This is a genomic window from Sphingomonas sp. PAMC 26621, assembly GCF_000251145.1.
Classification (GTDB): Bacteria; Pseudomonadota; Alphaproteobacteria; order Sphingomonadales; family Sphingomonadaceae; genus Sphingomonas.
The window spans coordinates 129,712-152,158 of the sequence record NZ_AIDW01000021.1; the positions used below are offsets into that span (position 1 = coordinate 129,712).

The following is a 22,447-nucleotide window of genomic DNA, read 5'->3' on the forward strand; positions in this document are numbered from 1 at the left end:
TGATCGCCATGGCACGCGCTAAAATGTTGCTGGTGGAAGACGACGCGGCATTGGCCGAATTGCTCGTGTGGCACTTCAAGCGCGAGGACTTCGAGATCGCGCAGACGCCCGACGGGAAGAGGCGCTGCTGCTCGCCAAGGAGAATACCCCCGACATCGTGCTGCTCGACTGGATGGTCGAGGGCCTGTCGGGGATAGAGGTCTGCCGCCGCCTGCGCCGCATGCCCGAGACCGCGAACGTCCCGATCATCATGCTCACCGCGCGCGGCGAGGAAGAGGATCGCGTTCGCGGGCTCGAGACCGGCGCGGACGATTATGTCACCAAGCCCTTCTCGCCGCGCGAACTCGTCGCGCGGGTCGGCGCGGTGCTGCGCCGCGTGCGCCCGGCGCTCGCGGGCGAGCAACTGACCTATTCGGACATCGAGATGGACACGGTCGGCCACAAGGTCCGCCGGTCGGGCGAGGTCATTCCGCTCGGGCCGACCGAATTCCGCCTTCTCAAGCACTTCCTCGAGCATCCCGGCTGGGTCTTCTCGCGCGAGCGGCTGCTCGACGCAGTGTGGGGGCATGACAGCGACATCGAAAGCCGCACCGTCGACGTCCATATCCGGCGGCTGCGCAAGGCGATCAATCGCGGCGATCGGCCCGATATCATCCGCACCGTTCGATCGGCGGGGTACGCACTCGATTCGGGAGCGTAAGAATTTTTGGGAGCCATGCGGGCGGATGCGCGTTCATCCGCCCGTGCAGCACACAATGCTGCCCGTTCGTAGGAGATCCTATATGAAGATCATGATGTTCGCGGCCCTCGCCGCAGCAGTTTCGATGCCTGCCCTCGCGCAGACCGCCCCTGCAACCCCCGACACGTCGATGCAGCAGCCTGCCCCGGCGCAGCCCGCCGCCGACCCGGCGATGCAGCAGGCGCCTGCGGCCCCCGCAGCCCCCGCTGCCGACCCCGCAATGGGCGCACCCGCCGGTGCCCCCGCAATGGCACCCCAGGGTGGCCAGCCGCCGATGGCAGCACCGGCCGCCGCCGCACCGATGCCGGCGACCGCCGAATATCCGGCCTGCTCGCGCACCGTGAAGGATCAGTGCATCGACAAGCGCAGCAATGGCGGCGCGAAGAAGGCGATGCATCGCAAGCGCAAATAATGCTGACGGCGGCGCGCAAGCGTCGCCGCCGCTAGCGAACGAGGCCGACGTAGGGGAAAGCCCCTGCGTCGGCTTTTTCGTGTTCGGGATCGGTCGGAATCGGGACGAGTCCGCCCCTTGCACCGCCTGTGCAATCGAATAGGACGCGGGGCAAAGCAGCTAGAGGAGCAGCCATTATGTCCATCCGTTTCGATGATAAGATCGCGATCGTCACCGGCGCCGGCGGCGGTCTGGGCCGTGCCTATGCGCTGGAACTCGCGAAGCGGGGCGCGAAGGTCGTCGTCAACGATCTCGGCGGCTCGCGCGACGGGACCGGGCACAGCGATGCCGCGCTCAAGGTGGTCGAGGAGATCGAGGCGGCCGGCGGCATTGCCATGTCGAACGGCGGCAGCGTCACCGAATATGAGCAGATGGTCGAGATGGTCGCCAAGGCCAAGGAAGCCTGGGGCGGCGTCCATATCGTCATCAACAACGCCGGCGTGCTGCGCGACAAGAGCTTCGCCAAGATGGAGCCCGCCGATTTCAAGTTCGTGATCGACGTCCACCTCAACGGTTCCGCCAACGTCACGAAGGCAGTGTGGGACACGATGCGCGAACAGAATTACGGGCGCCTGCTGATGACCGCGTCGTCGACCGGGCTGTACGGCAATTTCGGCCAGGCCAATTACGGCGCGGCCAAGCTCGGGCTTGCCGGGCTGACCAAGACGCTCGCGATCGAGGGCGCCAAGAACAACATCAAGGTCAACACGATCGCGCCGACCGCGGGCACGCGGATGACCGAGGACCTGTTCCCGGCCGAGGCATTCGCCGCCTTCGCGCCCGAGAAGGTGGCGCCCGCCGCGCTGTATCTCGTGTCGGAAGAGGCGCCGACCAACATGATCGTCGGCGCTGGCGCAGGCGTGTTCCAGGCGGCGTACGTGACGCTCACGCAGGGCAAGCTGCTGACCGGGGACGATCTGTCGCCAGAAGGCATCGCGGCGCATTGGGCCGAGATCACCGATCGGACCGGCGAACTGACCCCGCAAAATGGTGCGGAGCAGTCGATGAGCATCCTGAAGAAGTTGCAGGGCGGCTGATTCGCCTTGGGGTCGAAGCTGGCGTCCGGCGCCGGCTTCGACCTCGCGCAGCCCGAACGGTGGTTGGAGCCGGGGACGCTTCCGCCCTCCGTTCGCCCTGAGCGAAGTCGAAGGGCCGGCGCTGACCCCTGTTAGTCCTCGACCACCTTCATCAGCCGCCGCTCGACCGGTGCCAGCACCGGTCCGAGCTCATGCCCGCGCTTGAGCACGACGCCCTGTTCGTTGACCAGCGCCCACATCCCCTGCCGGTTGCGCAGCTCGGGCCGCTTCTCGATCCGCACCTCGGGCCGTTCGGCCGAGCGCCGGAATGCGGCGAACACCGCGACGTCCTGCCCGAACTCGACCGCATAATCGCGCCAGATCCCGGCCGCGACCATCCGCCCGTACAGGTCGAGGATGCGGTTGAGTTCGAGCCGCTCGAAACCGATCTGGCTCGGCTTGCCCCGGACGACCGGAAAGGGAGTCACCGTTCCCATCAGGCGCGGTCGCGGATGTCCTGATCGGCGAGCAGCGCGTCGAGCCGCTTGCGCATCGTTTCCAATTCACAGCGCAGCAGCTCGACCTTCTGCGTCTGCGGGTCGAACGCATCGGTACACGGCGTGCCATAGGCGAGGAACTGCGCAGGCTGCTTCCCGCCCTCGACCATTGTCGCGCGCGCGGGGATGCCGACCATCGTCGCGCCCTGCGGGACATCCCGCGTGACGACCGCGTTCGCGCCGACACGCGCGCCCTCCCCGACCGTGATCGGCCCGAGCACCTGCGCGCCCGACCCGACGATCACGCCGTCGAGCAGCGTCGGGTGCCGCTTGCCAGGAACGCCATTGTCCGGGTTCGTCCCGCCGAGCGTGACGCACTGGTAGATCGTGACGTTGTCACCGATCTCGGCAGTCTCGCCGATCACGACGAAGCCGTGGTCGATGAAAAAATTCCGCCCGATCTTCGCGCCCGGATGGATGTCGATCGCCGTCAGGAAGCGGCTCATGTGGTTCACGGCGCGCGCCAGGAAGAACAGCCGCGCCCGGAACAACCGGTTCGCGATCCGGTGATAGGCCATCGCCCACACGCCCGGATAGGTGAGGATCTCCCACCGCGAGCGGGGCGACGGATCGCGCGCCTTGATCGAGTCGAGATAGGAGACCAGTCGTCCCATCATCCGCTTATTCCCCTTGTATCGACGGGCTATCTAGGCGTTTGGATGACAAAATTAAAGGACCGAGCGCGCCTTGATCGCCGGCATCGATACTCCAGCGGTCTTGTAGGATATTGGATTAGCGGCAATAACCGACCGATATCCTGCGGAGAACAGACGATTATGCCCGATTTCGCTGCGCTCGACTGGAGCACGATCGTCTGGACGATGCTGCCATTTGTCGCGGTCGGTTTTGCCGCGCAGATGATCGACGGGGCGCTCGGCATGGCGTTCGGCGTCATTACCAACACCGCACTGGTGGTGTTCCTGGGGCTGCCGCCCCGGCTTGCGTCGGCGACGGTCCATGCGGTGGAGAGCTTCACCACAGCCGCCTCCGGGATCAGCCATGTCCTCCATCGCAACGTCGACTGGAAGCTGTTCGTCCGGCTGGTGATTCCGGGCATGATCGGGGGCGTGCTCGGAGCCTATGTGCTGAGCAACGTGGACGCCAAGGTCGCAAAGCCGTTCGTGATGGCGTATCTCGCCGCGATCGGCGTGTACCTACTGTACCGCGCCTGGCGTGGCCGGGTCGAGCCGCGCGAGCCGAAGATCGTCGAGCCACTGGGGCTGATCGGCGGGTTCCTCGATGCGGCGGGTGGCGGCGGCTGGGGGCCGGTGGTGACCTCCAACCTGCTCGTCCAGGGCGCGCAGCCGCGCAAGACGATCGGGACGGTCAACACGTCCGAGTTTTTCCTGACGACGACGATCTCGGCGACGTTTATCTTCACGATCGGCTTTTCGGCGTTCACGCTGCAGGCGGTCGGAATCCTGATCGGCGGGGTGGCCGCGGCTCCGTTCGGCGCGGTCCTCGCAAAACGCGTTCCGGCGCGGCCGCTGATGGGAATGGTCGGCGGGTTGCTGACCGTGACGAGCGTCTATTCGGTATGGGCGGCGCTCGCCTGACGGACTGCGCTTCGCGCGCCTGTCCTCCCCACGTCCGTGATGCGCGCGGTCGCTCTGTTCACGTCCGTCATTCCCGTGAAAGCGGGAATCCATTGTCTGGCCGGTTTGCTTGCGACAGTGACGCCAGCCAGTATGGATCCCCGCCTTCGCGCGGGTGACGGAGCGGGGTAAAAGCGCGACCGCTTAGTTGATCGCGGCGTGGACCGTGGCGACCGCCTTCATAACCGCGCCGATCCGGACCGCGGTCTGGATCGCCTCGGCGGTGGCGCCGGCCTTCTTTAGGATCTGCTCGTGCGAATCGATGCACATGCCGCAGCCGTTGATCGCGCTGACCGCGAGGCTGAACAGCTCGAAATCGACCTTGTCGATCCCCGGCTGGCCGATCACGTTCATCCGCAGCTTGGCGGGCATGGTCTGGTACTCGGCATTCCCCGCGAGATGCGTGAAGCGATAATAGACGTTGTTCATCGCCATCACCGCCGCCGCCGCGCGCGCTGCGTTGGCCGCCTCGGGGGTCAGCTTGCCAGCGACTTCGGCTTCGGCGGCATCGACCAGCGGCTTGTAGCCCGTCGCATGCGCGCACGAGAGGAACAGGCCGAACTTCTGCTGGTCTGGCAGATGCGCCTCGTTGAGCAGCGAGCCGACATTGAGGCGGATATCCTTGGCGAAATCCGGGAGCGTCCCGGCAAATTCCTTGAGCGACATGGGTTCTACTTTCTAACGCCCCTCCCGCTTGCGGAAAGGGTTGGGGGTGGGTCTGACATGAAAAAGGAGGGCGCGTCTGCTGACACGCCCTCCCATCGACCGGCATGCCGGCATCGAGATGCGTCCCGCGCATCTCTAAATCATGCGGGGCATGACTTACCCCGGCATGACGGCCGATCCCTCCCGCGAGCGGGAGGGGGGACTTCACTTAAGCTGCGAGCTGGAGGACGTCGTCGCCCTTGTTCCAGTTGCACGGGCACAGCTCGTCGGTCTGCAGCGCGTCGAGCACGCGGAGCGTCTCGGCGGGGTTGCGACCGACGTTGAGGCCGTTGACCTGGACCGCCTGGATGACGTTGTCCGGATCGATGATGAAGGTCGCGCGGAATGCGACATGCTCGTTCTTGTCGAGAATGCCGAGCTGCGCGGCGAGCACGCCGCCGTTATCCGCGAGCCACGGGAAATCCGCCGCCGCGAGATCGGGGTCCGACTTGCGCCAGGCGAGGTGGACGTGCGCGGTGTCGGTCGATGCGCCGATGAGCACCGCATCGCGGTCCTCGAAGTCGCCCTTCAGGCCGGCATAGCCGACGATCTCTGTCGGGCAGACGAAGGTGAAGTCCTTCGGCCAGTAGAACAGCACCTTCCACTTGCCGGGGAAGGCATCCTGGCTGAGCGTCTCGCCCGCCGGAAGCGCGCTGGTGCCCTGCTGGACAGGAACGGTGAAGTCGGGGAGCTTGTCGCCGATGGTCAACATGATGGGGCCTCCTGGTTGAATTGGGGCCTCGTCGACATCCTCAAACGTGGCGCTTGGCGCGCCATCTCGTTGGGAGCCTCATATAGGCCCTAGTCTTATCGATCCAAGTGGTTATTTATCCCCCAGTGATCGATTGGAGCAATGAGTGGCAACCTACCTACCGACGTTGAAACAACTGCAATATCTGGTCGCCCTGCAGGATCACGGTCATTTCGGGCGCGCCGCCGAATCGTGTTTCGTGACCCAATCGACGCTGTCGGCGGGGCTGCGCGAGCTCGAAACGCTGATCGGCGTAACGCTGGTCGAACGTACCCGGCGAGTCGTGCGCTTCACGCCGCTGGGCGAACGGATCGCCGAGAAAGCGCGCAGGGTGTTGCGCGAGGCGGACGAGCTCGGCGACATGGCGCGCGCTGCGGGGCGCCCGTTGTCGGGCGAGATGCGGATGAGCGTCATCCCGACGATCGCGCCGTTCATGCTGCCGCGGATCCTGCCGCGCTTGCGCCGCGACTATCCCGACCTCAAGCTGTTCCTGCGCGAGGAGCCGAGCGGCCCGGCGTGCGAGGGGCTGCACCACGGTCGTGCCGATTGCGTGTTGCTGGCGCTCCCGTTCGCCTGCGGCGAGGTGGATTCGCAGGTGCTGTTCGACGATCGCCTGTTCATCGCGGGTGCGCCCGACGAGATGGGGGACGCGACCCGCGCCATGCCCGCCGCCGAGATCGACGAGACGCGGCTGCTGCTGCTCGAGGACGGGCACTGCCTCAAGGACCATGCGCTGTCGGCCTGTGCGCGCCCCGAATTGCGCGCCGAGGCGACGATGCTAGGGACGTCGCTCCATACGATCGTGCAGATGATCGACAACGGGCTCGGCCTCACGATGCTCCCCGAAATGGCGATCAAGGCGGGGATCCTCGACCATACCGGGCTGATCGCCCGCCCGCTCGATGCGGCGAGCCCGTCGCGGCGGATCGCGCTGGTCTGGCGGCGCGGATCGCCGCGTGAAAAGGACTTCCAGCTGCTCGCCGCTGCACTCGCCGAAGCCGCCTGACGAAACCATTTCGCCCCTCAACCGTATTTATCGGACGCAGCCCTTCGGGGTCGCGCCTGTTTTATTGGAGAGCCTCATGACCCTCAAGACCCCCCTGTACCTGACCGCGATGGCCGGCGTACTCGCGATCGGTACCGCCGCAACCGCGCAGACCGCACCTGCCGCCGCTCCGACCGCAGCAGCACCCGCAGGCCAGGCTGCCCCGGTGGCTCCCGCCGGCCAGACCGCCCCGGTCGCACCGACCGCAACGACCAACCCGACGGTCGGTGGTGCCGCGATGGACACGAGCAAGACGATCGTCGCCAACGCCTCGGCCGCACCCAACCTGTCGACGCTGGTATCGGCAGTGAAGGCAGCAGGCCTTGCGACGACGCTCGCAGGCCCCGGCCCGTTCACCGTGTTCGCGCCGACCAATGACGCGTTCACGCGCCTTGCACCCGGCACCGTCGACACGCTGATGAAGCCCGCCAACAAGGCGACGCTGGCCAAGGTCCTGACGTATCACGTCGTCCCCGGCACGATCACGCTGGCCGACCTGCAGCAGAAGGCAACCGCCGGTGGCGGCAAGGCCGTGCTGACGACGGTCGAAGGCGAGCCGCTGACGGTCGAGATCACCAATGGCGCGGTCCAGCTGACCGACGTCAACGGCAACAAGAGCTATGTCGAGACCCCGGACGTCCGCCAGTCGAACGGCGTCGTCCATGTCGTCAACGGCGTCGTCCTGCCGAAGCTGAACTAAGCCTTCCACCGCGCGGCGGCGGCATCGTCGCTGCCGCGCGGTTCTACCCAGCTCGTCTGGTCGCCGCGCGTTTCCTTTTTCCAGAACGGCGCTTCGGTCTTCAACCGATCGATCAGGAACGCACACGCCTCGAGCGCCGCGCCCCGATGCCGCGCGGCCGTGCCGACGAACACGACGATCTCCCCGGGATGCATGTCCCCGACCCGGTGCGTGATGCGCGCGCCGATCAGCTCCCACCGCGCGACTGACTGTTCGGCGAGCGCCTCGAGCGCGGCTTCGGTCGCGCCGGGATAATGTTCTAGCGCCAGGGTCGCCACGCCGTCGTCGCCGCGCACTAGCCCGACGAACGTTGCAATCCCCCCTGCCCCGGTCATGGAGATGGCCGCGAATTCGACGCCCGCGTCGATCACCGCAGGGCTTACCGTGACCGCGATCATCCGCCCGTCACCGGCGGAAAGATCGCGACTTCGCGGGCACTGCCGAGCGGCGCATCGAGCGGCACGAACGTCTGGTCGACCGCCGCGCGCAACCGCCCCCGGTCGACGAACGCCGCCGCATGGACCGCACTGTCCCGCGCGAGCCAGTCGATCAGGTCGGCAACGGTGGCCACGTCGGCGGGCGGGGAAACCGTCTCGCTCGCTTTCCCGATCCGTTCGCGCACCCAGGCAAAATACAGCAGTTCGATCGTCACGGTCAGTCCATATGCTTGAGGCCGACGCGCAGGTAATCCCAGCCCGTCACCAGCGTAAGCGCCGCGGCGCCCCAAAGGGTCCACAGGCCGACCTGATCGACCCACGGCGCGGCCGGCAGCGCGCCGCCGAGGATCAGCGCGCCGAGCGACACGAGCTGCAACGTCGTCTTCCATTTCGCGAGTTTCGAGACGGGCACCGACACCTGCAATTGCGCAAGGAACTCACGCAGCCCCGATACCGCGATCTCGCGCAGCAGGATCACGAGCGCCGCGATCTGGTGGATGCCCGGGATGATCGCGGGTTGCGCCCCGCGTGTGCCCACCAGCAGCAGGATGACCGCCGCGACCATGATCTTGTCCGCGATCGGATCGAGGAATACCCCGAGCTTCGAGACCGTCCCCTGCGTCCGCGCGAGATAGCCGTCGAAATAGTCGGTGATCCCCATCAGGCAGTAGAGCACGAACCCGGCGGCATAGCCGTCGATCCAGTCCGGCCACCACAGGAACCACGCGAGCAGGGGTATCGCGACGATCCGCGACAGGGTGAGGAGGTTGGGGAGCGTCAACACCCTGCTGCTCTAGCGGCGCACCGCCTCCGGCGAAAGCCCGTGCGATAATTCGCCTGCCCCAAAGGGTTTACCGAATGGCGGGTTGCCGCTTGCGGCAAGCCTGCGCTATGGACGGGGCTTATTCCGGCCATATCGAGGCAACGATCCCATCATGCTCAACGCGCTCGGCTTGCTGAAGGAGCGCCGTTTTCTGCCGTTGTTCGTCACCCAGTTCCTCGGTGCGTTCAACGACAATCTGTTCAAGACGGTGATGGTGCAATTCGCGATCTACAAGATCTTCGCGGATCCCAAACTGGAACAGAATTTTACGGCTTTGGCCACCGCCCTTGGCATTCTGCCCTTCTTCCTCTTCTCGGCGCTGGCCGGGCAGTTGGCGGATACGAACGACAAGGCCAAGATCATCCGGATCGTCAAGACCGCGGAGATCCTGATCATGGTGATCGGCGCTGGCGGATTGATGCTCGCGTGGACCGGCTTTGCGACGTTCGGCCTGGTGCTGATGCTGTTCGCGACGCTGTGCCTGGGCGTCCATTCGGCGTTCTTCGGTCCGATCAAATATGCGATCCTGCCACAGCATCTGCATGAGGACGAAGTGCTCGGCGGGACCGGACTGGTCGAATCGGCGACCTACCTCGCGATCCTGCTGGGGACAATCCTCGGTGGTTTCATGGCGGTGCAGCACGCGGCCATCGCGGTGCTCGCGGTCGCGATCGTCGGCTGGGCGGTGTCGCTCAAGGTTCCCCCCGCCGCGCGCGAGGGCAAGGAACTGGTCGTCAACTTCAACCCGTTCACGTCGTCCTGGCGGCTGATTTCGGGGACGATGCACATCCGGCGGCTGTTCCTCGCAATCTGTGCGATCAGCTTCTTCTGGACGATGGGGTCGATCCTCATCATCGTGTTCCTTCCGCTCGCCAAGAACGTGCTGACCGCGGACAAGCATGTCTTTACGCTGATGACCGCGCTGTTCTCGATCGGCGTGGCGGTCGGCTCGGTGCTGATCAACTCGCTGCTCAAGGGGCATACGTCGGCCAAATATGCGCCTGCGTCGGTGCTCGCGATGGGCGGGTTTGTCGTGCTGTTCTCGTTGCTGGTGCGCGGCTGGCCGGAAGCGCCGGTCGGGACGTTGTACGACCTGGCGAGCTTCATTGCGCTCCCGCGGGCCATCCTGCTCGTGCTCGTGCTGATGGGAATCGCGGTCACCGGCGGCATGTTCGTCGTCCCGCTTTACGCCTTCCTCACCACCACCGTCTCGAAGGACGAGACCGCGCGGACCGTGGCGGCGAACAATGTCGTCAACGCCGGCGCGATGACGGTCGGCGCGATCGGGGTGCAGGGCCTGACGCTGCTGGGCGTCTCCCCGGACAATCTGTTGCTCGTGGTCGCCGCGATGTGCCCGGTATCGGCGTGGATCGCGTGGAAGCTCCACGTCGCCTGCGACTGACCGGGCGGGTTCCCGGTCAATCCCCGGTCAGAAAATGAACGTGTAGAAGCACACGAAGAACGCCGAGAAGCTGAGGACGAACAGCCGCACGTCCGAATCGTCGCGCGCGCGGACGCGTGCGCTGCGCGCGGCGGCGACGGTCTGCCGGAAGGGATGACGGGCGGTTTGCGCGCGGAGCGGGAGAGTGCGTTGCATGGCAGCCAATTAACGCTTTGTTTACGATTTCGGCCAGAGCCAGTCGCGGTTAACGAGCGCGCCATAATGGGACTCGTATTGGCATCCCCGGACCTTCGATCCACGTGTCGCGGGAGCCACGACGCCTCGAAAGTTTCGTCGGGGCTGGCGTCGTTAACCAGACGTTGACCAAATCGGCCGTTAACCTGACGCATGTTGACGCGTATCCGTCTTTCCGATCATGCGCAGGCGTTCCTGCTTGGCTTCATCTTCTTCCTGGCGGCCGCAGCGTCGGTCAGCTTCGCGCGGTTCGATGGCGGCGTGGCCTATGTCTGGGGCGCGGCCGGGCTGTTGCTCGCGCGGCTGGTAACGCTGCCGCCGCGCCGTTGGGGACTGTCCTTGCTGTGGTGCGGCGTGGCATGCGTCCTTGAGATCGTAACCGTCGGGATCGGCTGGCGAAGCGTCCCGTTCCTGACCCCGGTCCTCCTGCTGGAGCCCGTCCTCGCCGCGTTACTGCTGCGCCGCGTGCTCGGGCGCGGATTCGATATCAACACCGTGCGCGGCATGGTGTGGTTCATCGCGCTTGCCGGGATCGTCGCGCCCGCCGTCTCGGGATTGTTTGCCGGTGCGGTCGTCGCGGTGTTCGTTCGCGCGCCCTTCTGGAGCAACTTCCTGCATTGGGTGGCAGCGCACGGTCTCGGTGCGGTAATGATCACGCCGGTTGCCGCGATCCTCTTTACCCGGACGACCAGCCTGCGCAGCCTGCGCTGGTGCCGAGCCGACTGGCTCGCCAACGCCGCGTTGCTGCTCACCGTCGGAGTGACCGCGCTGATCGTCTTCTATCAGAAGACGGCCCCGATCCTGTTCCTGCCATTGCTGCCGATGGTGCTCGCCACCGTCCGCGGGGGCCGGTTCGCGGCGATTGCCAGCATGGTCATCGTCGGAGTGAGCGGCGCGGTGCTGACCGCTTACGGGCGCGGACCGATCAACCTGGTGCCGGGGTCACCGGGAGAAAAGGCGTTGCTGCTGCAAGGCTATATCGCCTGCGCGGGATTGCTGGTGCTGCCGGTCGCGTCGCTGCTGACGCAATTGCGCATCATCGCCGACCGCTGGCGCGAAAGCGAGGCGCGCTATCGCACGATCGCCGACGCGCTGGGCGACGCGATCATCGACGTCGCCGCCGACGGAACCGTCCGCTACGCCTCCTCCGCGATCGCGGACATGACCGGACTGCCGTCCGACGCGGTGGTCGGCAGCCATGCGAGCGGCTTCGTATTCGAGGATGACCTGGCGGTGGTGGCGGCTGCGAACCGACAGGCACTTCAAGCCCCCGGGAAGCCGGTCATCGTCCAGTATCGCGGCCCCCGCGAAGAACCCGAGGGCCGCCGCTGGTTCGAGGCGTCGCTGCGCGCCGTCACCGCGCAGGGGGAGTCGCTCGGGATCGTCGGGTCGATCCGCGATATCTCGGAGCGCAAGCGTCTCGAACTGTCGCTGACGCGCGAGGCCCGGCTCGATCCGCTGACCGGCCTTGCCAACCGCCGCGCGTTCCTCGAGCAGCTCGAGCAGCGCTGCGACGCGACGCTGGCGGCGCGGTCCAGCGCGCGCGCCGGAAGCCTCGCGATCCTCGACCTCGATCATTTCAAGCGGATCAACGACGACTATGGCCACGCGGTCGGCGACATCGTGCTGCAGGCGGTCGCCAGCGAGGCGATGCGCTTCTGCCGCAGCCGCGACCTGGTGGCGCGGATCGGGGGCGAGGAGTTCTGTGTGATCTTCGGCGGGGCGTCGATGGCGGATGCGGAGGCGGCGGCAGACCGGCTGCGCGAGGCGATCCGCGCGCTGCGAATTCCGCTCGACAGCGGGCAGTCGATCAGCGTCACCGCCAGCATCGGTCTGGCCGAGATCGTGCCCGGCGGCACGGCGCTGTCGATCCTGAAGCGCGCCGACACTGCTTTGTATGAAGCCAAGCGCCATGGCCGCAACCGCCTCCGGATCGCGGCATGATCTAGCCCCGGGCGCTGATGCCGCACCGGACCGGCGGTCCCGATCGTTCCCGGCGCTCGGCTCCACAGCCACGGAAGGCGATGTCTCCCCGATTCGACACGCCTGGACCCCGCCTTCGCGGAAGGTTCGCAAAAGGCGCGCGAAAAACCGGACTTTGCGTTGGCGGCGCGGAAAAGACGACCTAAGCTCGCCCCATGACCACATCGCCACCCCGCCCCGCCTCACGCCCCGCCACACGCCACGCCACCCGCCTTGCCACGCTGCTTGCCGCGGGCATCGCGCTCCCCGTCTCGGCGCAGGTCGCGACCGACCCGGTACGGATCGAGCAGAGCGTCCGCACGCTCGCCTCGGACCTGTTCGAGGGGCGCGCGCCGGGCACGCGCGGCGAGGACCGGACGATCGGCTATCTCGTCGCGCGCTTCCAGGCGCTCGGGCTCGAGCCCGCCGGGCCTGACGGCGGATGGGTCCAGAAGGTCCCGCTGATCCACACGCGGTTGGGCACGCCGAAGACGTTGCGGTTCGATTCCCCCAAGGGCGCGCTTCCCGCCGAACAGGCGAAGGACATCTACGTCTCGACGATCCGCCCTGATGACGTCGCGAAGATGGCCGCCGCCCCGCTCGTCTTCGTCGGCTATGGCGTTACTGCGCCCGAGCGCCAGTGGGACGACTTCAAGGGTGCCGACCTCAAGGGCAAGGTCGCGGTGTTCCTGGTCAACGATCCCGACTTCGCGGCGGCCAAGGGCGAACCCGTCGCCGGGAAATTCGGCGGGCGCACGATGACCTATTACGGCCGCTGGACCTACAAGTTCGAGGAAGCCGCGCGGCGCGGCGCGATCGGCGCGCTGATCATCCATGATACCGCGGGCGCGGGCTATGGCTGGAACGTCGTCGTCAGCAGCGGCGGCGAGAATTACGATATCGTCCGCGATCCGTCCAAGCTGACCAGCGTCGCACTCCAGGGCTGGATGGCGAACGATTCAGCGACGCGCGTGTTCGCCGCCGCCGGGCTCGACCTCGCGCAGCTTCGCGTCGCGGCGCGCAAGGCGGACTTCCGCCCGGTGACGCTCAAGGGCGTGACCTTCACCGCCGACGTGCCGGTCGCGCAGGAACAGGTCGCGAGCTACAACGTCCTCGCGCGTATCCCCGGGAGCGAACGCCCCGACGAAGCGGTGATGTTCGGCGCGCATTGGGACGCCTATGGCGCGGGCAAGCCCGACGCGCAGGGCCGCATCTACCGCGCGGGCGCGAACGACGATGCGCTCGGGATCGCGGGCCTGTTCGAGATCGCGCGCAATCTGAAGGCCGCGCCTGCCCCCAAGCGATCGGTAGTGTTCGCCGCCTGGACCGCCGAGGAGCGCGGGCTGCTCGGGTCCGAATATTATGCGACGCATCCGACCGTGCCGATGGCGAAGACCGTCGCCAACCTGACGATCGACATCCTCCAGACCGCCGGGCTGGCGAAGGACGTCGTGCTCGTCGGCGCAGGCCAGAACAGCCTCGAGGGTGACATGGCGCGTGTCGCGGCGACGCAGGGGCGGCACCTGACGCCCGAGGGCCTGCCCGAGCGCGGGCTGTTCTACCGCGCGGACCATTTCTCCTTTGCCAAGCAGGGCGTGCCGACGCTGCTGCTGATGGGGATCGCGGGCGCGTCCGACCTCAAGCAGGGCGGGACTGCCGCGGGGCAGGCCTGGATCGATGCCTATACCGGGCAATGCTACCACCAGGCCTGCGACGCGTGGAGCAAGGACTGGAAGCTGGACGGCGCGGTGCAGGACATCGACCTGATCGGGACGATCGGCGCACAGCTCGCCAATTCGAGCGTCTGGCCCGAGTGGAAGGCAGGGTCCGAATTCAAGGCGATCCGCGACAAAAGCCGACCGTCGCGGTGATGTGGTGGGGCAGGAACGTCCTGCCCCCGGTAGCATTGGAGGGGTAGCGCTTGGGCACTCCCCCTCCCGTTCGTTTCGAGCGTAGTCGAGAAACCCGGCACCACCTCAGGTTTCTCGACTACGCTCGAAACGAACGGATTGGGATGGTTCGGCGTCCCCAATGCCAAGGATCCCGTTTATGCGCCGTGCCTCCGCCCTACTCTTGCTCGCGACCCTCGGCACATCAGGTGCCGCCGCACAGGCGCCCACCCCGACCAAACCGCTCGGCGCGAACCTTGAACAGTTCGACTATCCCTACCCGGTCCACTGGTATGAAGTGCAATCGCAGGGCGCGCCGGTCCGCATGGCGTATCTCGACGTGCCGCCGTCAGGCAAAGCCAACGGCCGCACCGTCGTCCTGCTCCACGGCAAGAATTTCTGTGCGGCGACGTGGCAGGACACGATCGCCGCGCTGGTAACCGCGGGCTATCGCGTCATCGCGCCCGACCAGATCGGCTTCTGCAAATCCTCCAAGCCCGAAGGCTATCAGTACAGTTTCCAGGCGCTTGGCGCGCTGACGCGGGGGCTGCTCGACCAGGCGGGGGTCGGCAAGATCACGCTGGTCGGCCATTCGACCGGCGGGATTCTCGGCGCGCGGTTCGCGCTGCAATATCCCGACCGGGTCGAGCAGCTCGTGCTCATCAACCCGCTGGGTCTCAACGATACGTTGGCGCAAGGCGTGCCCTATACCGAGCTCGGCGCGCTCCGGCAGGAGGAAGCCAAGACCGACGCGGCGTCGATCAAGGCGTATCAGTTGCGCAATTACTATCACGGTGCGTGGCGCCCCGAATACGACCGCTGGGTCGCGATGCTCGCCGGGCAATATGCCAGTCCCGACGGGGCGATCGTCCGCGATGCGCAGGCACGGCTGTCGGACATGATCGAGACGCAGCCGGTCGCCGCCGAACTCGCCCGGCTCGCGCCCCCGGTCTCGCTGATCATCGGCCAGCGTGACCGCACCGCGTTCCGCGCGAACAGTGCCCCCACGGCGATGCGCGAGCGTGTCCAGACCGTCCCGCAAGCTGCGGAAGATGCGGCGAAACGTATCCCCGGCGCGCATCTCGTCCGGATCGCGGGTTCGGGCCATGCGCCGCAGGTGGAAGATCCAGCCGGCTTCAACGCGACGTTGCTGGCGGAACTGCGCAGCCCGCCGACGCGGTAAAGCCTCACAATCCCCACCGTTCGTTTCGAGCGAAGTCGAGAAACCCGGCACAGCGCTGGCTTCTCGACTTCGCTCGAAGCGAACGGATGGGGCGAGTACGTCACACTGCCGGGCTGATCCGCCAGTAGGTCGCGTAGCGATCATGCGCGACGCGGTGATACGGGACCAGCCGAACCACCGTCCGGTCCGCCGCCGGGATCGTGAATTCGAGCGGACCGTCCGCCTTGCGCACCTGCGCGGCGAGCGTCGCCGGGTTCCCCACCAGCGTCGGCACGGTGACGAGCCCGGCGTTATACTCGCCGTATTTCCGTTCGTTGACGATCACGTCCGCGCCGGGCGCGAGACCTTCCCGCCCGAGCACCCCGGCCAGCACCATCGGCCCATAGCTGAACGCGACGATATCGGGCGCGGCCGGGGCCTGATCGGGAACGACCTCCATCGCCAGTCGCAACTCGACGGTGTCGCCACTGTGCCACGTCCGCGCGAGCTTCACATAGCTGCCGGGAGTATCCGAACGCGCCGCCTCGACCCCGTTGACCAGCACGATCGCGCTTCGGCTCCAGCGCGGATGGCGTAACTGGAGCGTCACGTCGGTCGGGCGCTCGACGGTCCAGTGCAGCGTCGTCGTCGGTGCATCGGGGAAGCGCGTTTCCTGCCGCAGCGCGACGCCCTTCTCGCGCCACCGCACCGCGGACGGAACGAACAGGTTCACGTACAGCGCCTTGTCATCGTGGAAGTAGATCGAATCGCGGTACTTCACGTGGTTTTCCATCCCCGTGCCGGTGCAGCACCAGAAGGAATGCTCGGGCGTGTGGTACAGCTTCATGTACCCCGGCCGTGCGCCTTGGAAATAGGTCACCATCCCGGTGTCGGGGTCCTGCGACGCGAGGATCCCATTGTAGAGCGTGCGCTCGTAATAATCCGCATACTCGGCCTGCGGATCCTGCAGGAACAGCGCGCGGGTCAGCTTGAGCATGTTGTGCTGGCCGCACGTCTCCGAGCCCTTGGCCGAGAAGACGTGCTTGTCGAACTCCGCCATCGGGAAGAAATGCTCGTTGTCGCCGTGCCCGCCGGTCGCGAACGAACGCGTCAGCGCGACCGTCCGCCAGAAGAATGCCGCCGCCTCGTGATAGTGCGGCGTGCCGGTCGCCTCGAAAACGCGCTGGAAACCGACGATCTTGGGGAGCTGCGTATTGGCGTGAAGCCCGTCGAGCTGGTCACGCCCGGCGGCGAGCGGCGTCAGCAGCGCCTTGTGCGAGAAACGCTCGGCCATCGTCCGGTAGTCGGGGTTTCCCGTCATCAGATACAGGTCGGCGAAGACCTCGTTCATTCCGCCATGTTCGGTCTCGAGCATCGTCTCGAACTGCGCGTCGCTCAGCGGGCGAGTCGCGACGACCGCCCAGTCCGCCAGTCGCAGCAGCACCGCGCGCGATTCCGCGCTGTCCGCCAGCAGTGTGGCGTCGCGCAGGCCAGCGAAGACCTTGTGCAGTGTGTACCACGGCACGCCGGTGATCGCGTCCCCGCGCAGATGCGCAGCGACCAGCGCCGGCCCCTTGGGAAACGCACAGACGAGGCCGGACTTGGCCGCATCCTGACACGCGGCAAGCTCGCGCGCGATATGGTCGATCCGTTGCCGGAACGCCGGCTTGCGCGTAGAGCGATAGGCGAGCGCGCACGCCGACAGATAATGGCCGAGCGTATGCCCCTGACAATTGATGTCCGCCCAGATCGGATCGGATTCCCACCCGCCATAGACCGCGGCCTTCGGTTTCAGCCCGGCGTTGACTCGGAAGGCGTGGAGCATCCGGTCGGGATCGAGGCTGAGCAGATACGCCTCGGTCTTGCGCTGCGCGTGGAGGAAAGGCCCCTCGCCAAGATCGACGTCCGCCAGATCGAACGGCTGCAACCCCGTCGTGCCGAGCGCACGCGGCGTAAGCGGTTGTGCGGCGACACCGGGTGCGCCGGCGATCAGCGCGCCGACCCCCGCGCTCGCAAGGAACGCTCTGCGCGAAGGTCCTGCGCAGCAACCACCGTCCGACACCGCATCTCTCCCGTCAGGCTTCTTATAGTCTGACTATAGCGATATCAGATCTTGTGTCAGCCCCCCCCTACGGCCGGCCTCACCCAGGGCTGTGGAACCCGAAGATTTTCTTTAGCGGGAGTTTCGCTGCACGACGCTAGGAGGGGTTCGGGCTCGAAAGCCCGGGATGATCTGCTTTGAAAGCTCGGACATGGCGACACAGGTTAGGGATGAGACGGCGGCCGCAGCATCGGTGGCAACGCTGACCCATCTGGAACGGCTCGAAGCCGAGGCGATCCACATCCTGCGCGAAGTCGTTGCGGAGGCCGACAAGCCGGTGATGCTCTATTCGGTCGGCAAGGACAGCGCGGTGATGCTCCACCTCGCGCGCAAGGCGTTCTACCCGTCGCCCCCGCCCTTCCCGTTGCTGCATGTCGACACGACCTGGAAATTCCAGGAAATGTACAAGCTGCGCGACCGCATGGCGGCTGAAAGCGGAATGGATCTGCTGGTCCACCGCAACCCGGACGCGATCGAGCGCGGGATCAACCCGTTCGATCACGGTGCGCTCCACACCGACCTGTGGAAGACCGAGGGGCTCAAGCAGGCGCTCACCCACTACGGCTTCGACGCGGCGTTCGGCGGCGCGCGCCGCGACGAGGAGAAATCGCGCGCGAAGGAACGGATCTTCTCGTTCCGCACCGCCAGCCAGGGCTGGGACCCCAAGAACCAGCGCCCCGAGCTGTGGAACCTCTACAACGCCCGCAAGGCCCGGGGCGAAAGCATCCGCGTCTTCCCGATCTCCAACTGGACCGAGCTTGACGTCTGGCAATATATCCAGCGCAACGCGATCCCGATCGTCCCGCTGTATTTCGCCGCCCCCCGCCCCACGGTCGAGCGCGACGGGATGCTGCTGATGGTGGACGACGACCGCTTCCGGCTGCTCCCCGGCGAGACGCCCGTGCTGCGCTCGATCCGTTTCCGCACGCTCGGCTGCTATCCGCTGACCGGCGCGGTCGAGAGCAAGGCCGCCACGCTCCCCGAGATCATCCAGGAAACGCTGCTCACCACCACGTCCGAACGACAGGGCCGCGCGATCGACAAGGATGCGGGCGGCGCTGGGATGGAGAAGAAGAAGCAGGAAGGGTATTTCTGATGGCCACCACCGCTGTGGAGCAGGTCTACCAGGCCGAAGCGCTGATCGCCGAGGATATCGACGCCTATCTCGACCGGCACCAGCACAAGACGATGCTGCGCTTCATCACCTGCGGCTCGGTCGACGACGGCAAGTCGACGCTGATCGGGCGGCTGCTCTATGATTCGAAGATGATCTTCGAGGATCAGCTCGCCGCGCTCGAGTCGGATTCGAAGCGGGTCGGCACGCAGGGGCAGGAGATCGACTTCGCTTTGCTCGTCGATGGCCTCGCCGCCGAGCGCGAACAGGGCATCACGATCGACGTCGCCTATCGCTTCTTTTCGACCGAGAAACGCAAGTTCATCGTCGCCGACACGCCCGGGCACGAGCAGTACACCCGCAACATGATCACCGGGGCGTCGACCGCGGACCTCGCGGTAATCCTGATCGACGCGCGCAAGGGCGTGCTGACGCAGACCCGGCGGCATTCCTATCTGGCGCATCTGATCGGCATCAAGAACCTTGTGGTGGCGATCAACAAGATGGACCTGATCGGCTACGACCAGGCACGCTACGACGCGATCCTCGCGGACTATCGCAGCTTCGCCGACAGCATCGGGATCACGGCGTTTACGCCGATGCCGATCTCGGGATTCAAGGGCGACAATATCTCGAACCCGTCCGGGAACATGCCGTGGTACACCGGCCCGACCCTGATGGAGCACCTCGAAACCGTCGAGCTCGGCGTGGACGAGGACCGCGCGGGCGATTTCCGGATGGCGGTGCAATGGGTCAACCGGCCCAACCTCGATTTCCGCGGCTTCTCGGGCCAGATCGCGCGCGGCACGGTGCGGCCGGGCGATGCGATCCGCGTCGTTCCGGGCGGCAAGACGTCGACCGTCACCCGGATCGTCACGCTCGACGGCGATCTCGACCAAGCCGTCGCGGGCCAGTCGGTCACGCTCTGCCTCGCCGACGAGATCGACTGTTCGCGCGGGCAGGTCATCGCAGCCGCCGACGCGCCGCCCGAAACCGCCGACCAGTTCGAGGCGACGATCGTGTGGATGGATGACACGCCGCTCGTCGTCGGCCGCTCCTACTGGCTCAAGCTCGGCACGCAAACGGTGTCCGCGACGGTGCGCGAGCCGAAATATCAGGTCAACGTCAACACGATGGAGCATCTCGCCGCCAAGACGCTCGAATTGAACGCGATCGGCGTGGCGGAACTCCAGACCGATCGCGCGATCGTGTTCGAACCCTATGCGCACGACCGCACGCTCGGCGGGCTGATCCTGATCGACAAGCTCACCAACGCGACGGTCGCGGCGGGGATGCTGCACTTCTCTCTGCGGCGCGCGCAGAACGTCCACTGGCAGGCGACCGACATCGGCCGCGACGCGCATGCCCGGCTCAAGAACCAGACGCCGCGCGTTTTGTGGTTCACCGGCCTGTCGGGCGCGGGCAAATCGACCATCGCGAACGAGGTCGAGAAGCTGCTCAACCTGATGAACCGGCACACCTTCCTGCTCGACGGCGACAATGTGCGGCACGGGCTAAACAAGGATCTCGGCTTTACCGAGGCGGACCGGATCGAGAATATCCGCCGCGTCGGGGAGGTTGCCAAGCTGATGACCGATGCCGGGCTGATCGTGCTGACCGCATTCATCTCGCCGTTCCGGGCGGACCGCGACATGGTCCGCGCGATGCTCCCCGAAGCAGAGTTCGTCGAGATCTTCGTCGACACCCCGCTCGAAGTCGCCGAGCAGCGCGACGTCAAGGGCCTGTACAAGAAGGCGCGCGCGGGCGCGCTCAAGAACTTCACCGGGATCGACAGTCCGTATGAGCAACCGCTCCACCCCGACATCCGCGTCAACACGGTGGAGATGACCCCGGTCGAAGCCGCCGAGTTCATCGTCCGCCAGATCCTGCCGCTCAAATGAGCGAAGCGATGACCGATGGCGCGCTTGCGGCGCATCTCGCACAGGTAACCGGCGCGTTGCTGCTGACGGTCCGGGAGTCGCGGATGTGTTCGGCGCACACGCTCGGCAAGGCTGGCGACCAGACCGCGAACCAATTCCTCATCCACGCGCTGCGTGAGCAACGACCCGACGACGGCCTGCTATCGGAAGAAGAAAAGGACTCGCCCGACCGGCTTTCCCGCGAGCGGGTGTGGATCGTCGATCCGGTCGACGGGACGCGCGAATATGGCGAGGGGCGGTCCGACTGGGCGGTGCACGTCGGGCTCGCGATCGACGGCGTCGCGACGGTCGGCGCGGTCGCGTTGCCGGGTCTCGGCGTGACGGTGAGAAGCGACGCGCCCCCCCCGCTGCTGCCAATGCAGACGCCGCTGCGCATGGTCGTCAGCCGCTCCCGCCCCGCGGCCGAGGCGATCTCGGTGGCGACCGCGCTGGGCGCGGTGCTCGTGCCGATGGGGTCTGCCGGTGCGAAGGCCATGGCGGTCGTGCGCGGGGAAGCGGAAATCTACCTCCACACCGGCGGGCAATATGAATGGGACAGTTGCGCGCCGGTCGCGGTCGCCGCGGCGGCGGGGCTGCATGTCAGCCGGGTCGACGGCTCCCCGCTCGTCTACAACCGGCGCGACGTCTACATGCCCGACCTGCTGATCTGTCGCGCCGAACTGGTGCCCGCAGTGTTTGCGGCGTTGCGCGGGCGTCCGGCTGACAACCCCGTCGGCTGACGTCCCTCCCCGGCCGTTTCCGCCAGACCTCGGCTCCCGCCAGACGCCAGACGTCACGGCGGACATGTCCGCCGCGCCCCGACATTGCTGGATCGAAGCGCGGCGGTCACGCCCCGTCAGGTCGCATGCCGATCAGGCGATATCGATCTTGTCCTGGGTGCGCAGGTCGAAATCGCTCGAGTCGTGCCGCTCATGCAGTTGCTCGGACGGCGCGCCGGTGAAGCGGTTCACGATCCTTCCGCGCTGCACCGCCGGGCGCGCGGCGATGGCGGCCACCCAGCGCTGGACGTTGGTATATTCGTGCAGCGCCAGGAACTCCGCCGCATCCCCGTAGAACTGGCCCAGCGCGACGTTGCCATACCAGCACCACACCGCGATGTCGGCGATCGTATAGTCGTCACCCGCCAGATAGGGCGTTTCCGCCAGTCGCCGGTCGAGCACGTCGTACTGACGCTTGGTCTCCATCGCGAAGCGGTCGATCGCATATTCGATCTTGGTCGGCGCGTAGGCGTAGAAGTGGCCGAAGCCCCCGCCGAGATAGGGCGCGCTGCCCATCTGCCAGAAGAGCCACGACAGCGTCTCCGCGCGACCGGCCCGATCGGTCGGCAGGAATGCCCCGAACTTTTCGGCCAGATAGGTCAGGATCGCCCCGGATTCGAACACACGGATCGGCGTGGGCTCCGAACGGTCGAGCAACGCCGGAATCTTGGAGTTGGGATTGACCGCGACGAAGCCGCTGCCGAACTGATCCCCTTGGTCGATGCGGATCGGCCAGGCGTCATATTCGGCCCCCTCGTGCCCCAGTGCGAGCAGCTCCTCGAGGAGGATGGTCACTTTCTGGCCGTTGGGCGTGGCCAGGGAATAGAGTTGCAAGGGGTGCCGGCCGACCGGAAGGTCCTTGTCGAGCGTGGCCCCGGCGATGGGGCGGTTGATGGCGGCGAACTGCCCGCCGTTCGGTTTGTCCCAGGTCCACACCTTGGGGGGGCTATATTCCGGCTGATCAGACATGATGTACTCCTGATGATGGGTCACGATATGGTGTCGAGATTGAGTCGCCGGTAGACCT

22 protein-coding genes and 1 pseudogene are annotated in these 22,447 nt (G+C 66.5%); 13 read left to right on the plus strand and 10 right to left on the minus strand.

From position 1 onward, the window contains the following. Positions 1-8 precede the first annotated feature (8 nt). The 3 genes and pseudogenes from phoB to RI03_RS12150 all read left to right on the plus strand — a co-directional run bounded on the left by phoB (position 9) and on the right by RI03_RS12150 (position 2,227). Positions 9-700, plus strand: a pseudogene (gene phoB, locus RI03_RS12140) (phosphate regulon transcriptional regulator PhoB). Between the two features lie 82 nt (positions 701-782). Continuing rightward, the gene (locus tag RI03_RS12145) at positions 783-1,151 is read left to right on the plus strand and encodes a hypothetical protein (protein ID WP_010217677.1); all 369 of its coding nucleotides are present in this window, start codon (positions 783-785) and stop codon (positions 1,149-1,151) included. Between the two features lie 176 nt (positions 1,152-1,327). Continuing rightward, positions 1,328-2,227 (plus strand): SDR family NAD(P)-dependent oxidoreductase, encoded by a 900-nt coding sequence (locus tag RI03_RS12150; protein WP_010217678.1) that lies wholly within the window; start codon positions 1,328-1,330, stop codon positions 2,225-2,227. Positions 2,228-2,358: 131 nt separating this feature from the next. Here the strand turns inward: RI03_RS12150 and RI03_RS12155 are convergent, their stop codons facing one another. Then, the gene (locus RI03_RS12155) at positions 2,359-2,703 is read right to left on the minus strand and encodes a DUF2794 domain-containing protein (RefSeq protein WP_010164462.1); all 345 of its coding nucleotides are present in this window, start codon (positions 2,701-2,703) and stop codon (positions 2,359-2,361) included. Then, positions 2,703-3,380, minus strand: a complete 678-nt coding sequence (gene epsC / locus RI03_RS12160) for a serine O-acetyltransferase EpsC (protein ID WP_010164464.1) — start codon at positions 3,378-3,380, stop codon at positions 2,703-2,705. The genes RI03_RS12155 and epsC overlap by 1 nt, the downstream gene beginning before the upstream one ends. Before the next feature lie 159 nt (positions 3,381-3,539). Between epsC and RI03_RS12165 the strand changes: the two genes are divergently transcribed. Then, positions 3,540-4,319: a sulfite exporter TauE/SafE family protein gene (locus RI03_RS12165; protein ID WP_010217679.1), complete on the plus strand. Its 780-nt coding sequence runs from the start codon at positions 3,540-3,542 to the stop codon at positions 4,317-4,319. A 183-nt stretch (positions 4,320-4,502) separates the two neighbouring features. On the opposite strand, the gene RI03_RS12170 is transcribed toward RI03_RS12165, so the two are convergent. Both RI03_RS12170 and RI03_RS12175 read right to left on the minus strand, forming a co-directional pair. After that, positions 4,503-5,024 (minus strand): carboxymuconolactone decarboxylase family protein, encoded by a 522-nt coding sequence (locus RI03_RS12170; protein WP_010164468.1) that lies wholly within the window; start codon positions 5,022-5,024, stop codon positions 4,503-4,505. Positions 5,025-5,232: 208 nt separating this feature from the next. After that, entirely contained in the window at positions 5,233-5,775 is a 543-nt protein-coding gene (locus RI03_RS12175) for a peroxiredoxin (protein WP_010164470.1), read from the minus strand. A 145-nt stretch (positions 5,776-5,920) separates the two neighbouring features. Between RI03_RS12175 and RI03_RS12180 the strand changes: the two genes are divergently transcribed. Further along, a complete protein-coding gene (locus RI03_RS12180; protein WP_010164472.1) occupies positions 5,921-6,820 on the plus strand; it encodes a hydrogen peroxide-inducible genes activator in 900 nt (299 codons plus the stop codon). Positions 6,821-6,896: 76 nt separating this feature from the next. After that, entirely contained in the window at positions 6,897-7,559 is a 663-nt protein-coding gene (locus RI03_RS12185) for a fasciclin domain-containing protein (protein WP_010217681.1), read from the plus strand. On the opposite strand, the gene RI03_RS12190 is transcribed toward RI03_RS12185, so the two are convergent. The 3 genes from RI03_RS12190 to pgsA are packed head-to-tail and all read right to left on the minus strand — an operon-like array spanning position 7,556 to position 8,819. Further along, positions 7,556-7,996, minus strand: a complete 441-nt coding sequence (locus tag RI03_RS12190; RefSeq protein WP_010217684.1) for a molybdenum cofactor biosynthesis protein MoaE — start codon at positions 7,994-7,996, stop codon at positions 7,556-7,558. The genes RI03_RS12185 and RI03_RS12190 overlap by 4 nt on opposite strands. Then, a complete protein-coding gene (moaD, locus tag RI03_RS12195) occupies positions 7,993-8,250 on the minus strand; it encodes a molybdopterin converting factor subunit 1 (RefSeq protein ID WP_010217687.1) in 258 nt (85 codons plus the stop codon). The genes RI03_RS12190 and moaD overlap by 4 nt, the downstream gene beginning before the upstream one ends. 2 nt (positions 8,251-8,252) lie before the next feature. Continuing rightward, positions 8,253-8,819 (minus strand): CDP-diacylglycerol--glycerol-3-phosphate 3-phosphatidyltransferase, encoded by a 567-nt coding sequence (gene pgsA, locus RI03_RS12200; RefSeq protein WP_010164479.1) that lies wholly within the window; start codon positions 8,817-8,819, stop codon positions 8,253-8,255. Positions 8,820-8,970: 151 nt separating this feature from the next. Here pgsA and RI03_RS12205 point away from each other — a divergent pair, with 151 nt between their 5' ends. Further along, complete coding sequence (locus RI03_RS12205; RefSeq protein ID WP_010164481.1) at positions 8,971-10,260, plus strand: MFS transporter; 1,290 nt, start codon at positions 8,971-8,973, stop codon at positions 10,258-10,260. Positions 10,261-10,287: 27 nt separating this feature from the next. Here the strand turns inward: RI03_RS12205 and RI03_RS24080 are convergent, their stop codons facing one another. Next, on the minus strand, positions 10,288-10,455 hold the full coding sequence (locus RI03_RS24080; RefSeq protein ID WP_010164482.1) for a hypothetical protein: 168 nt from the start codon (positions 10,453-10,455) through the stop codon (positions 10,288-10,290). A gap of 192 nt (positions 10,456-10,647) precedes the next feature. Here RI03_RS24080 and RI03_RS12210 point away from each other — a divergent pair, with 192 nt between their 5' ends. The 3 genes from RI03_RS12210 (at position 10,648) to RI03_RS12220 (ending at position 15,528) form a co-directional block, all read left to right on the plus strand. Beyond that, positions 10,648-12,438: a sensor domain-containing diguanylate cyclase gene (locus RI03_RS12210; protein WP_010217688.1), complete on the plus strand. Its 1,791-nt coding sequence runs from the start codon at positions 10,648-10,650 to the stop codon at positions 12,436-12,438. Between the two features lie 194 nt (positions 12,439-12,632). After that, on the plus strand, positions 12,633-14,327 hold the full coding sequence (locus RI03_RS12215) for a M28 family metallopeptidase (RefSeq protein WP_010217690.1): 1,695 nt from the start codon (positions 12,633-12,635) through the stop codon (positions 14,325-14,327). 178 nt (positions 14,328-14,505) lie between these two features. Then, entirely contained in the window at positions 14,506-15,528 is a 1,023-nt protein-coding gene (locus RI03_RS12220) for an alpha/beta fold hydrolase (RefSeq protein ID WP_086011727.1), read from the plus strand. A gap of 100 nt (positions 15,529-15,628) precedes the next feature. Here RI03_RS12220 and RI03_RS12225 read toward each other — a convergent pair whose 3' ends face one another. Next, positions 15,629-17,569 carry a glycoside hydrolase family 127 protein gene (locus RI03_RS12225; protein ID WP_010217692.1) on the minus strand — a complete coding sequence of 647 codons (1,941 nt, stop codon included), beginning with the start codon at positions 17,567-17,569 and terminating at the stop codon, positions 15,629-15,631. Positions 17,570-17,759: 190 nt separating this feature from the next. Here RI03_RS12225 and cysD point away from each other — a divergent pair, with 190 nt between their 5' ends. From cysD to RI03_RS12240, 3 genes are read left to right on the plus strand one after another with little or no spacing between them, the layout of a single operon-like run. After that, a complete protein-coding gene (gene cysD / locus RI03_RS12230) occupies positions 17,760-18,704 on the plus strand; it encodes a sulfate adenylyltransferase subunit CysD (protein WP_081504220.1) in 945 nt (314 codons plus the stop codon). Beyond that, the gene (cysN, locus tag RI03_RS12235; RefSeq protein WP_010217695.1) at positions 18,704-20,623 is read left to right on the plus strand and encodes a sulfate adenylyltransferase subunit CysN; all 1,920 of its coding nucleotides are present in this window, start codon (positions 18,704-18,706) and stop codon (positions 20,621-20,623) included. Before cysD ends, cysN begins: the two co-directional genes overlap by 1 nt. Continuing rightward, positions 20,620-21,381 (plus strand): 3'(2'),5'-bisphosphate nucleotidase CysQ, encoded by a 762-nt coding sequence (locus RI03_RS12240; RefSeq protein ID WP_010164496.1) that lies wholly within the window; start codon positions 20,620-20,622, stop codon positions 21,379-21,381. The genes cysN and RI03_RS12240 overlap by 4 nt, the downstream gene beginning before the upstream one ends. 132 nt (positions 21,382-21,513) lie before the next feature. Here the strand turns inward: RI03_RS12240 and yghU are convergent, their stop codons facing one another. Next, positions 21,514-22,389 carry a glutathione-dependent disulfide-bond oxidoreductase gene (gene yghU, locus RI03_RS12245; protein WP_010217697.1) on the minus strand — a complete coding sequence of 292 codons (876 nt, stop codon included), beginning with the start codon at positions 22,387-22,389 and terminating at the stop codon, positions 21,514-21,516. Positions 22,390-22,447 lie beyond the last annotated feature (58 nt).